At 66.4% G+C, this 12,450-nt stretch carries 8 protein-coding genes; 6 read left to right on the plus strand and 2 right to left on the minus strand.

Annotated features, from left to right (window positions below; all coding sequences use genetic code 11):
* Positions 1-496 (plus strand): adenosylhomocysteinase (locus VJ811_RS08465; protein WP_324071830.1); only part of this gene is annotated, 496 nt, incomplete at its 5' end.
* 64 nt (positions 497-560) lie between these two features.
* Here the strand turns inward: VJ811_RS08465 and VJ811_RS08470 are convergent.
* On the minus strand, positions 561-2,345 hold the full coding sequence (locus VJ811_RS08470) for a tetratricopeptide repeat-containing sulfotransferase family protein (RefSeq protein WP_324071831.1): 1,785 nt from the start codon (positions 2,343-2,345) through the stop codon (positions 561-563).
* A 133-nt stretch (positions 2,346-2,478) separates the two neighbouring features.
* Complete coding sequence (locus VJ811_RS08475) at positions 2,479-5,589, minus strand: TonB-dependent receptor domain-containing protein (protein ID WP_324071832.1); 3,111 nt, start codon at positions 5,587-5,589, stop codon at positions 2,479-2,481.
* A gap of 305 nt (positions 5,590-5,894) precedes the next feature.
* Between VJ811_RS08475 and VJ811_RS08480 the strand changes: the two genes are divergently transcribed.
* From VJ811_RS08480 to addB, 5 genes are all read left to right on the plus strand, one after another.
* On the plus strand, positions 5,895-8,252 hold the full coding sequence (locus VJ811_RS08480; RefSeq protein WP_414711924.1) for a PAS domain-containing sensor histidine kinase: 2,358 nt from the start codon (positions 5,895-5,897) through the stop codon (positions 8,250-8,252).
* A complete protein-coding gene (gene tsaE, locus VJ811_RS08485) occupies positions 8,249-8,701 on the plus strand; it encodes a tRNA (adenosine(37)-N6)-threonylcarbamoyltransferase complex ATPase subunit type 1 TsaE (RefSeq protein ID WP_324071834.1) in 453 nt (150 codons plus the stop codon). The genes VJ811_RS08480 and tsaE overlap by 4 nt, the downstream gene beginning before the upstream one ends.
* Positions 8,698-9,669 (plus strand): aminoglycoside phosphotransferase family protein, encoded by a 972-nt coding sequence (locus tag VJ811_RS08490; protein ID WP_324071836.1) that lies wholly within the window; start codon positions 8,698-8,700, stop codon positions 9,667-9,669. Before tsaE ends, VJ811_RS08490 begins: the two co-directional genes overlap by 4 nt.
* Positions 9,670-9,671: 2 nt before the next feature.
* Positions 9,672-10,385 (plus strand): nucleotidyltransferase family protein, encoded by a 714-nt coding sequence (locus VJ811_RS08495; protein ID WP_324071837.1) that lies wholly within the window; start codon positions 9,672-9,674, stop codon positions 10,383-10,385.
* Positions 10,378-12,450, plus strand: a 2,073-nt coding sequence (gene addB, locus VJ811_RS08500; RefSeq protein WP_324071835.1) for a double-strand break repair protein AddB, incomplete at its 3' end; no start/stop codon positions are given. The genes VJ811_RS08495 and addB, both read left to right, overlap by 8 nt.

Consider the following 12,450-nt stretch of genomic DNA (forward strand, 5'->3'; position numbering starts at 1 on the left):
CAAGCGGTCGGACATCTTTGTCACCGCGACGGGCAACGCCGACGTCATCACCGCCGAACATATGGCGGCGATGAAGAATATGGCGATCGTCTGCAACATCGGCCACTTCGACAGCGAGATCCAGATCGCGGCGCTCGCCAACTACAAGTGGACCGAAGTCAAGCCGCAGGTCGACCTGGTCGAATTCCCGGATGGCAAGCAGATCATCATTCTGTCGAAGGGCCGCCTCGTGAACCTCGGCAACGCGACGGGTCATCCGAGCTTTGTGATGTCGGCGAGCTTCACCAACCAGACGCTGGCGCAGATCGAACTGTGGACGCGCAGCGAGCAGTATAAGAACGACGTGTACGTTCTGCCCAAGCATCTCGACGAAAAGGTCGCGGCGCTGCACCTCGACAAGCTGGGCGTGAAGCTGAGCCAGCTTTCCCAGAAGCAGGCCGACTATATCGGCGTGCCGGTCGAAGGCCCGTTCAAGCCCGACCATTACCGCTACTGACCTTTCCCCTGGCGGGGAAGCGACACGGCCCGCCCCTCATCCGAGGGGCGGGCCGTTGCCGTTCCTACGCCAGATCGCCGAGTGCGTCCTTGAGTGGGCCAAGCCAGCGGTCATAGGCGCGCCAGCGTTCGACCCCGTCGCGATTGATCGGCCGGCGCACCTGCTGCGAACTTGCAGTGCGGACCGGGCGGCTGTTTTCATGGAAACGCAGGCACACCTCCTCGAAAGGCAGATCAAGCGCTTCCAGCAGCCGCCTGATTTCGCGTTCGGGATCGGCGATCAGCTCTTCGTGGATCACGCGGTGGACGCGGCCCGGCAGCACCTGATCGAAATGGTCCATCAGCCGGACATAGTCGCGATAATAGCGCCCCATATCGGCGAGCGAATAGGAGAAGGCCTGGCCGCGCGCGAAATGCTGCTTGAAGTTCGAGAAGCAGCAATCGAGCGGGTTCCGCCGCGCATCGATGATCTTCGCATGGGGCAGGATCAGATGGATGAAGCCGGTGTCGAGCCAGTTGTTCGGCATTTTGTCAATGAAATGGGGCGTGCCCGCCTTGCGGTGCAACCGCGTGCCCGCCAGATATTCCTCGCCATAGGCACGCGCCGCATCGGCATCGAGCCGGGTCGTGATCCCGGGATAGGCAAGCGGCGAGCGCCCCGGCCGGTCGATCATCATTTTTTGCACGAGCAACGCGATGTCGGGCAGTTCGGCGGTGCCTTCGACTGCGGAGTGGCTCGACAATATCTGTTCGATCAGCGTCGAGCCGGCGCGCGGCATGCCGAGAATGAAAATCGGCGCGGCCGACGCGCAGCCCCACCCGTGGCGCTCGGCGAAGAAGGCGGGGGTATAAAGCGCGATGCTGCTCGATACCTGGCGCGACAGCGCGTCGGCGTTGTGATCCAGCGACCGGCGGCGCAGCCGGTTCGCTTCGGCATAATGCGAAAAGGACGGCTCGAACGCGGCAGTCGCCTCATAGGCCTCGCCCAGGGCGAAATGCAGGTGTATGCGGTCGCGCGGCCGGGCGCGGGGATCGGCGACGGCGGCCTCCATCGCCGCGACGTCCTGGGTGTCGAAGCCCGTCGTCTTGAGGTTGGCGAGGCTCCACCAGGCTTCGCCGAATGCCGGCGCCAGCGCCAGCGCGCGGCGATAGGCGGCGACGGCGTCGGCCTCGCGGCCGACCGTCTTGAGAATATTTCCATAGCCGAGCCACGCTTCGGGCGCATCGTCGCGGATATGCAGCAACTGCTCGTAGCAGCCGATCGCCGCCGCATATTCGCCGATCTGGCCGAGCATCTGCGCCTTGGCGGCCGTGGTGCGTACATCGCCGGGATCGGCGGCGAGCAGGATGTCGAGCTCGTCCAGTGCCTCGACCGGACGATTCTGGTGCAAAAGCGCGGTAGCCAGCGCCGCGCGCGCGTCGGCAAAGCCCGGCGCGATCGCCAGCGCGCGGCGCAGGCCTGCTTCGGCCTCGGCATAGATGCCCAGCTGCATCGCGATTTCTGCCAGCATACGGACGGCGACGGCATCGCGCGGCCGGGCTTGCACCAGCGGGCGCAGGATGTGTTCGGCTTCGCGCACGCGGCCCGCCGTGATCGCGGCGCCGGCGTGCACCAGCGCGGCATCCCGTCCGCTGGCATCGATCGCAGCCTGTTCCAGCGCGGCCGCTTCGGCTGCGCGTCCGGTGGCTCGCAGCGCAGCGCCGGCAAGCCAGAGCGCGTCGCGCTGGCCGGCGTTGACCTTCAATATCTCGCGGGCCTGCGCCAGCGCGGCATCGGGGTCGCGGCCGAGCAGCCGTTCGCCCTGCGCCAATGCCGCATCGAGGCTGCCCGAACGTGCCGCATCACTCATCGCGCCATGATGGCTGGGGTGGCATCGAAAGATCAAGGGGAATGACCCTGCGGCACGGAAGGGCGCGCGTTCCGCCGCCAGAAAAGGCCGAAGCATGCGCTCCGGCCCTCTCTGTTTTCGCGCTGAAGTCGGTTTAGAACTTCGCGACGGCGCCCGCGTAGAAGAAGCGGCCGATATTGTTGTAGATGCCGCTGCCGCCCCCGGCACCGGTCAGACCCAGCGGGGGCAGGCGGTTTGTGACATTGTCCACGCCCGCATAGAGGTTGAACTTATCCCCTGCCGCGAAGTCCAGGCGGACATCGTGATACATGACCGCCTTGTAGAATCGCCTGTCGGCATAATCGGCATTTTCCGGATCTCGGCCCTGTTTGCTGAAGAAATCCTCATATTGGTTCAGGACCATCTTGCCGATGTAGCGCATCTTGTACCCGATGGTGAACGGGCCGGTCTTGAGGTCGAAGTTCCAGTTGAACGCGTCGCGCGGGTCGCCGAGTTCGTACAGGATCTGATCGGCAAAGCCGGGGTCGGTCGGGTCGAGGTAGCTGTCGTTCTGGAGCACGCGGGTGTAGATGAGGCGCGTGCTGACATCGCCGATGCTGCCGAGGCTGCGGCGATAGCCGAGCTCGAAGTCGATGCCGCGTACTTTCAGCTTCGCATAGTTGAGCGGAACGACGTCGAGGCTGTTTTCCAGGATCTGGCCCTCGATCTCGCCGCGCGGGCCGCCGCCCGGCCCGGCGCGCTCGAAGAGGTCGCAGAACTGGTTGTCGAGGTCCGACGCGTCGTAACAGGTGTCGATGATCGCCTGCGCCGACGGTGCGGAGATCACGTCGTTCACGACGATCTTGTAATAATCGACCGAGAGCGAGAGGCCCGGCAGAAAGCGCGGCTGGACGACGCCACCGATCGTATAGGAATCCGACGTTTCCTCGCGCAGTTCGGGGTTGCCGCCCGACAGGAAGGGAAGCGACGACTGGTACTGGAAATTATAGCCGACGGGCACGCCATCGGCACGGCAATTGGCTTCGCGCGTTGCCGAACCTTCCCCGATCGAATCGAGCGCGCACGGATCGACGGGTGGCGGAGCAAAATTCTGACCAAGCGGCGTGTACAGGTCGACCAGATTGGGGGCGCGCACTGCGCGCGAATAATTCGCCCGGAAGCGAATGTCGCCGATGGGCGCCCAATCCACGCCGGCGTTGTAGGAATAGACTGTCCCCGTCGCGCCCTTGTAATCGGCGATACGGCCCGCGCCGGTCAGCGTCAGCTCTTCAAAGAAGGGCGTTTCCTTGAGGAGCGGAATGCGCAGTTCGCCGAACAGCTCCTTCACCTCGAACGACGGCGGATCGAAGGTCGGGATGGCATTATAGAAGGTCATGCCGGCTGCCGTCGCTTCGTCCTGGTCATATTTCGCGGTTTCGCGGCGATATTCGGCGCCGATCGCGAAGCCGATCGGGCCGCCGGGCAGCTCGAACCACTGGCTCGTATCGCCCGACATCGACCCGCTCAGTACGAGCTGGGTGATCTTCCCGCGCGCGAAGCTGTCCTGGAGCATGTAATTGCGGGCGGCGTCCGAAATATTGCCCGAGCCGAAGAAGTTGGCGGGCTGGCATTGCGCGACGTCGTTGGCGAGCTGGGCTGCGGCATAGGCCGGGTTCGCCGCTGTCTCCAGCGCGATGCGCGCCGCGGGATCGATGCTGGCGCGGCAGACAATATTGCCGTTGGCGACGCCGTTCTGAACCAGACCCTGATCAACCGCGTCGATCGCGAGCAGGAACCGCTGCAGGTTGACGTTGCCCAGGATCCGGGTTTTTTCGCGGAACTCGCCGTAGTTCGCCGAGATTTCATAACCCCAGTCGTCGTTGAACGTCCCGCGGACGCCGCCGACGATGCGATAGGTTTCGCGGGTAGCCGATTCCTCGCGGTTGCTGAGGTCGACCGCATTCTTGAGGAACGTGAAAGCCGTGTCTTCATCGGGGCCGATGCCATAATAGTCGCGAATGATCCCTTTGGCCTGTTCGTTCAGATAGGGATTGTCGGTGAAAAAGACTTCGCGCGGCGAGCCGGTGACGCCGCCGTTGAAGAAGAAGGGGCCGCTCGCGTTGCCGAGCGATTTGGTTCGCACATATTTCGCCTCGACAAAGGGGACGAAGGCTTCACTCACCTCGAAATGGGCGATGAGGTTCGCCGAATAGCGGTCGAGCCTTGGCGACAGGCCGAACTGGGTGCCGTCGCGGAAATTGTCGCCATTGCCGCCGATATAGCTGCCGAAGGGCGGCAGGCCGACGAGCTCGCCGGTCTGCGGGATCAGCGTGCCGTCGGGCTGGAAAAGATAGGGCGAATAAAAATCGCCGCCCAGATAGGACAGGAACGATCCGCCGTTGGTGTAAAGCCCGCTGCGAATGTCGTTATAGAAAAGGCGATCGGGCGTGCCGTCGCTGCCGTTCGGGGCATCGGCGTCGTCGGAGTCGACCTGGATGAAACCCTGCTGGTTGCGCAGATTCGGGCGACCCGCAGCGTAGAAATCCTCTTGATGCGCATATTCGAAATTGACCGCGACATTGCCGCGGTCATCGGCGAAGTTCGTACCCGCTAGTGCGCTGACATAATAGGAGCCGGCGTCGCCATATTTGCTGCCACCGCCTTGGGCGCGAAGCTGGACGCCTTGATAATCGTCCTTCAGGATGAAATTGACCACGCCCGCAATCGCGTCCGACCCGTAGATCGCCGAATTGCCGCCCGTCACGATGTCGACGCGTTCGATCAGGTCGGTCGGGATCGTATTCACGTCGGGCGAAACGGCGTTGCTCAGAATGTCGCCCGCAATATGGCGGCGGCCATTTTGCAGCACCAGTGTGCGCTGGGTGCCCAGGCCGCGAAGGTCCAGCAGGTTCAGGCCTGCGGTGCCGAGGAAGCGGCTGGAATTCGACTGGCTGAAGGTGCTGCGAAGCGCCGGCAGTTCGTTGAGTACGTCGCCGACCGACGTCTTGCCGGTCTGGAAGAATTCGTCGCCCGAAATCGAGGTGATCGGCACCGAGGATTCGAGATTGGGCCTGCGAATGCGCGAACCGGTGACGACGATCGCTTCGCCGGGACTGGTGTCGTCGACCGTTTCGTCGGCGGGTGCGGGCTGGGCTTCCTCGGTTTGCGCATAGGCCGGCGTTGCCAGCATGATCGCCATGGCCGAGACGCCGGCCAGACCCAGATTCCGTCGCGACTGCGATGCGGTTCCATCGTGATTTTGCATGTCAGTTCCCCGGTTTTGTCAGATCACATTCTGTCCCATGGACCTTGTAAATTATCGGCCGACCCATATCCCAACACCCGCAGGTTCGGCCTAAAATGCGGATATTTCAAGGGTTTCAAAGCCCCCATCTCAAGTCAAGCGGATTTCGACGAAAGACAGGACACGCATCACCGGCGGTCACCGCTGCGCGCGCCCGCGCGACACTTCGGCGCCGGACGATTGAATCGGTGCGACACAGTCGATAGTGGCAGCAGGATGCTGTCCGGCGATTGCCCCAATCTTCCTGCCCGATCGGTGCAATGGCCATGATGTTATCATCGGGGGCATTGTTCGCGCTGGGCCTGTTCGCCGCGTTCTGGCTGCTCGCCGGGTTTTGGGCGACCGTGCGCGGGATCGCGATGCAGCGGCGCTCGGCATTCGTCGCGGGGCAGGCCGAACGGCTCGCAAGCCTTGTCGAAGCCTCGCCCCAGCTTCCCGTCATCGTCCGCGCCGACTGGCGGATCGAGGCGAGCGAGCGGCTCGGCCGCTGGTTGGGGCTCAGCCAAGGACCGCGCAATTTCGACGAACTGCGCGGGTTGGGCAGCGGGCTCGACGCGGCGGGCCATGATGCGCTGCGGCAGGCGATCCTCGGCGCGCAGCGCGGCGCGAAGCCCTTCACGCTGAGCCTGAAGCCCGAAGGCGGCGACCGGGCGATCATCATCCACGGCGCCGCGGCGCCGAACGCGGTCGGCGGGCCGGGCGGGGTGCTGCTCTGGTTGAGTGACGCGACCGACGGGCAGCGGGCGCTGGCGCACGCGCGCAGCGAACGTGACGAGGCGATGGCGGCGTTCGAAGCCCTGTCGGGGCTGATCGAAGCTGCGCCGTTCCCGATGTGGTTTCGCGACACCGACCTTCATCTCGCGCTCGTCAACACCGCCTATGTCCGCGCGGTCGAGGCGAAGAGCGCGGTCGCGGTGATCGATGGCGGGGTCGAATTGTGCGAGGCCGTGGCCGGCGTGAGCGCAGCCGAAGCCGCCGACGAAGCGCGCATCGCGGGGGCGGCGCAGGTGCGCACGATCCCGGTGACGATCGAGGGTGAACGCCGAATCATGCGCGTCGTCGACGTGCCGCTGGCACCGCAAGGCGGCCGCGTGATCGGGATCGCGGGCTATGCGATCGACATCCAGGAACTCGAAACCGAACGCGGCGCGCATCGCCGCTTCGTCGATACCCAGCGCGAATTGCTCGACCGGCTATCGGCGGCGGTCGCGCAATTCGGTCCGGATCAGGGGCTCAATTTCGCAAACCTGCCGTTTCGCCGCCTGTTCGGGATCGAGTCCGACGATGTCGCCGAGGCGTTGCCGTTCGCGCGGCTGCTCGATGCCTGGCGCGAACGCGGGCGGACGCCCGAGGTGCGCAACTATCCCGAATGGCGGCAGGTCCATGTCGACTGGTTCGCGCAACCCGGCGCAAGCGAAGAGGACTGGCTGCTGCGCGACGGCACGCACCTCCATGTCGTGGCGCAGCCGACCCCCGATGGCGGGCTGCTGCTGATCGCCGAGGACAAGACCGAGCAGGTACAGCTTGCGGGTGCGCGCGACACGTTGCTGCGCGTGCGCACCGCGACCTTCGACAATCTGTTCGAGGCGGTGGCGGTGTTCGCGCCCGACGGGCGGCTGCATCTGTGGAACCAGCGTTTCCGCCGCCTGTGGGGCATCGACGAGCCGACGCTCGCGGCGCATCCGCGCGTCGATGCGCTGATGGGCGGGCTTGCCGACCGGCTCGCGAAGCCGAACCAGATCAGCATCGTCCAGGAAGTGATCCGCGCCGCGACGCTGGAACGGCAACAGCGTGTCGGCGAGGTCCGCTTCGCCGACGGGCGCCATTTCGACTTCGCGTCGATCCCGCTGCCCGACGGCAATGCACTGCTCATCATGCTCGACATCACTGCGAGCCGAAAGATGGAAGGGGCGCTGCGCGAGCGCAACGAGGCGCTTGAGGCGGCCGACAAGGCCAAGACCGCCTTCCTGTCGCGGATGAGTTATGAACTCCGCACGCCGCTCACCTCGATCGGCGGTTTCGGCGAGATGCTGCAGGCGGGCTATGCCGGCAAACTCGGCGATCAGCAGCGCGTTTATATCGATGCGATCATGGATTCGGTCGCGGTGCTCTCCCGCCAGATCGACAATGTGCTCGATCTCGCGCAGGGCGAGGCGGGAACGCTTGTGGTCGAGCGCGCACCGGTCGATATCCGCGCGCTTCTCGAAGACGCCCTCGCCAACGCCAAACCCCTTGCCGACGGCGAGAAGGTCGAACTCGTCGGCAATATCTCGGCGAACCTCGGCAGCATCGACGGCGACGCGCCGCGGCTGTCGCGCCTCGTCGCGGGGCTGCTCGACAATGCGGTGCGCTTCACCGCACCGTCCCGGAAATCGGGCGCGCGCGTGCTGCTCCACGCCGACGGTGATGTACGCGGCATCGACATCATCGTGTCGGATAACGGGCCGGGCATGCCCGAGGCGGCGGCCGCGGTCGCCAAGGGGCAGCAGGCGGGGACCGCGACAGGGGGCATCGGCCTTGCGCTCGCGCGTCAGCTCGTCGCGGCGCATGGCGGGACGATGGAAGTCGTGAGCGAGCAAGGCCAGGGCACGCTCGTGCGGATCAGCCTGCCCCGCGGCGCATGACGGTTTTTACCCGCAACTACGGCTTGGACGATGCCGAGCGGATCGGCACTGCGATCGGGATGGCGCTGATCGCGGGCGACGTCGTGTTGCTGTCGGGCGGCCTTGGCGCGGGCAAGACGACGCTGGCGCGTGCGATGCTGAAGGCGCGCGGGCTCGCAGGCGAGGCACCGAGCCCGACCTTTGCGATCGTCCAGCCCTACGCGCCGCCCGAGGTCGATTTGGCCGTGGCGCATGTCGATCTCTATCGCATCGAAGATAGCGACGAGCTGATCGAGCTGGGTCTCGACGATTATCTCTATGACGGCGCACTGCTGATCGAATGGCCCGAACGGCTGGGCGACGAAGGCTGGCCCGACGCGCTGCTGCTCAGGATTTCGGGTGCGGGCGACGCGCGCGTCTTGACAGCGACAGTGCCGCCCGCTTGGGGAGCAAGATGGCCGCTCCGATGATTCCGCCCACCCATGCCCCGGCGTTCCTTGCCGCGCATGGCTGGGGCGACGCCCAGATTTTGCCGCTCGCCGGCGACGCGTCCTTCCGCCGCTATTTCCGGATCGTCGACGGCGACCGAAAGGCGGTGCTGATGGATGCGCCGCCGCCGCACGAGGATCCGCGGCCGTTTATCGCGGTCGCCGAATTCCTCTGCGAACAGGGGCTGACCGCGCCGACGATCCTCGCGCGCGATCTGGAACAAGGCCTGCTGCTGATCGATGATTTCGGCGACGTGCGGCTGCGCGAGACGGTCGATGCGGCGCCGGATACCGAGGCGGGTTATTATGCCGGGGTGACCGACCTGCTTGTCCACCTCCACGCGCGGCCGCCGATGGCCGGGCTTCCGGTGCACGGGCTCGAGCAATGGCTCGACGAGGTGATGCTGTTCAGCGACTGGTATTGCCCTGCCTTCGACATCGAGGTCGACCGCGACGCGTTTCGCGCCGCATGGGCCGAGGTGCTGACGCCGGTCGAGCGTGACGGCTTGCCGCGCGTTACCGTGCTGCGCGACTATCATGCCGAAAATATCATGCTGGTGCCGGGCAAGGACGGCATCGCGCATTATGGCCTGCTCGATTTCCAGGACGCGCTGGTCGGGCATCCCGCCTACGACCTCGCCTCGGTGCTCGAGGATGCGCGGCGCGATGTGAGCCCGGCGGTCGAGACGGCGATGCTCGCGCGCTATATGCAAGCGACGGGGCAGGACATCGAGAACGCCTATTGGGCGCTCGCAGCGCAGCGCAACACGCGCATCCTCGGCGTCTTCGTCCGCCTGTGGAAGCGCGACAACAAGCCGCATTACAAGAGCTTCCAGCCGCGCATGTGGGGTCTGCTCGAACGCGATCTTGCACATCCCGCGCTTGTCCCTGTCCGGCAATGGTTCGACGCCAATGTGCCTCCCAAGAAACGGGCGGAGATTTGGTTGTGAGCATGAAGATCGAGAGCGCAATGGTGATGGCGGCCGGGATCGGCAAGCGGATGCGCCCGCTCACCGCGACGCGTCCGAAACCGCTGGTGCGCGTCGCGGGCAAGGCGCTGATCGATCACAGCCTCGACCGGATCGAGGCGGCGGGGATCGAGCATGTCGTCGTCAACGTCCATTATCTCGCCGACGCGCTCGAAGCGCATCTCGCGTCGCAGAAGCGCAGCTTCAGCATCGCGATTTCGGACGAGCGCGACCAGCTGCTGGAAACCGGCGGCGGGATGGTCAAAGCGCTGCCGCAGCTTAGCGGCGATCCGATCCTGATCGTCAACAGCGACAATATCTGGACCGACGGGCCGCAGGACAGCATCCGCCACCTCGCGCGTCACTGGGATGGCGACAAGATGGACGCGCTGCTGCTGCTGATCCGGCAGGCGAGCGCGACGGGGCATGGCGGGCGCGGCGATTTCCATATGGATGGAGACGGCAAGCTGTCGCGCCGCAAGCCGGGGCGGATCGCGCCCTTTGTCTACACCGGCATCCAGCTCATCTCGCCGCGCCTGCTCGACAACGCGCCCGAAGGGGCATTTTCGACCAATATCCTGTGGGATCGCGCGATTGCGGCGGGGCGCCTCTATGGCCTGTCGCACATGGGACAATGGTTCGACGTCGGCACCCCGGCGAGCATCGCGCCGACCGAAGCCGCGCTGACGGATGGCTGACGCCAAACCCACCGTCTTTTCCATTCCCGTCCAGCGGGCCTTCGCCGACGCGCTCGCCGCCGGATTGATCGCGCGCTACGCTGACGGTGCGCTGGGGCTGGCACAGGGTTTGGTCGTGCTGCCGAGCAATCGTGCGCGCAGCGCGGTGCAGGCGGCGTTCGTGCGCGCGGGCGGCACGGGGTTGCTGATGCCGCGGCTCGCGGTGATCGGCGACGCCGACCTCGATGAATCGGTGGCGCTTGCGCTCGATCCGATCGACGAGAGCGATGCGATCCCGCCCGCGATCGACGCGCTGAAGCGGCGGTTGATGCTCGCGGGGCTGATCGAGAAGCATAATCCGGCGGGCGAAGAGCCGATCACCGGCGCCGCGGCGTTCCAGCTCGCCGAGGGGCTGGGACGCGTGATCGACCAGTTGCATTATGAGGAAGTCGCGCCCGCGCGGCTTGCCGATATCGAAAGCGCGCTCGGCGATCTGGCGGGGCATTGGCAGGCGTCGTGGCGGCGGCTGTCGTTGCTTGTCGACCAATGGCCGAAGCTGCTCGCGGCGACGGGGCATATCGACCGCGCCGATCGCCGCAATCGGCTGCTCGGCCGGGTGAGCAAGGGATGGCGTATCGCGCCGCCCGCGCGCTTTGTGGTGGCGGCGGGTGTTACGACGGCGGCGCCTGCTATCGCGCGGTTGCTGCGCACCGTCGCCGATTTGCCGCAAGGCATGGTCGTGCTGCCGGGGCTCGACCTCGGCATGGCGGGCGAGGAATGGGATGCGCTCGGGCCGGTGAAGGCCGATCCCGAAAAGCCGGGGGAGCGCCCGCTCGAAACGCATCCGCAATATCATCTGAAGCTGCTGTTGGGCCGCATGGGCGTGTCGCGCGACGAGGTGCAGTCGTGGGACGCCGTTTCCGAGTTCGATGGTCCCGAAGCGCGTGCGTCTTTCACCTCGCTGCTGTTCGCGCCCGCCGCCTATACCGCGCGCTGGCAGCAGGCGGGGGATTTGGGCCCGGGGATTGCCGGGGTCACCGCCGCAGTCTTCGCCGACGACGGACAGGAGGCGCAGGGGATCGCGCTGATGATGCGCCATGCGCTCGAAACGTCCGCGCGCACCGCGGCGCTGGTGACCCCCGACCGCGCGCTTGCGACGCGCGTTGCAGCGGCGCTCGCGCGCTGGGATATTTCGGTAGACGACAGCGCGGGGCAGCCGCTCGGGCAGACGCCGCCGGGGGCGCTGCTGCTCGCGCTCGCCGAATTTGCCGCGGCGTTCGATCCGGTGCGGCTGGTGGCGCTGCTCGGTCATCCGCTCGTTCGCGCGGGCGAGGCGCGGCTGGGCTGGCTCGATCAGGTGCGGCGGCTCGACCTGGTGCTGCGCGGGCCGGGGCTGGTGCCGGGTTGGGACGGGGTGACGGCGCGGATCGCCGAACGCGCCGCCGATTCGAAATCGCGTGGCCATGCCGAAGCAGAGGCGAGCGGCGACTGGTGGGCGGATGTCGTCGGAGGTTTGGGCACCGCGCTTGCGCCCTTCGCGGCGGGCGTTCCCGCGCCGCCTTCGGTCCTGCTCGGCGCGTTGCAGACGGCGCTCGGCTGGCTGACCGGGGAGGGCGCATGGACGGGGCATGCCGGGCGCGCGCTATCCGAATTGTTCGACCGCTGGGCGCTGGCGAAGGGCGATGGCCCGGCGCTCGTCGCGCCCGCCGACTTCCCCGCGATGCTCACCGATCTTCTGTCGGGCGAGAGCGTCCGGCCGCCCTATGGCGGGCATCCGCGTCTGTTCATCTGGGGGTTGCTCGAAGCGCGGTTGCAACGCGCCGACGTAATGATCCTCGGCGGGCTCGACGAAGGCCGCTGGCCGCAGCAGCAGAGCCCCGACCCGTGGCTCGCGCCGGGTATCCGGCGGATGCTCGGGCTCGCGGCGCCCGAACGCCAGCAGGGCGCGGCGGCGCATGATTTCGCGGGCGCCTTCGCGGCGCGCGAGGTGGTGGTGACGCGCGCGATACGGAGCGGCGGCGACCCGGCAGTGGCGTCGCGCTTCTGGCTGCGGCTCGCGGCGCTGGCGGGCGAATTGCCCGAGGCG

This window comes from Sphingopyxis sp., from assembly GCF_035250425.1.
Taxonomy (GTDB): Bacteria; Pseudomonadota; Alphaproteobacteria; order Sphingomonadales; family Sphingomonadaceae; genus Sphingopyxis.

What these genes read in the sequence shown, in the direction of transcription:
- VJ811_RS08470 (WP_324071831.1), bottom strand. Translation starts at nt 2,345, where the DNA reads ATGAGTGATGCGGCACGTTCGGGCAGCCTCGATGCGGCATTGGCGCAG.
- VJ811_RS08475 (WP_324071832.1), bottom strand. Translation starts at nt 5,589, where the DNA reads ATGCAAAATCACGATGGAACCGCATCGCAGTCGCGACGGAATCTGGGT.
- VJ811_RS08495 (WP_324071837.1), top strand. Translation starts at nt 9,672, where the DNA reads ATGAAGATCGAGAGCGCAATGGTGATGGCGGCCGGGATCGGCAAGCGG.
- VJ811_RS08480 (WP_414711924.1), top strand. Translation starts at nt 5,895, where the DNA reads ATGATGTTATCATCGGGGGCATTGTTCGCGCTGGGCCTGTTCGCCGCG.
- tsaE (WP_324071834.1), top strand. Translation starts at nt 8,249, where the DNA reads ATGACGGTTTTTACCCGCAACTACGGCTTGGACGATGCCGAGCGGATC.
- VJ811_RS08490 (WP_324071836.1), top strand. Translation starts at nt 8,698, where the DNA reads ATGATTCCGCCCACCCATGCCCCGGCGTTCCTTGCCGCGCATGGCTGG.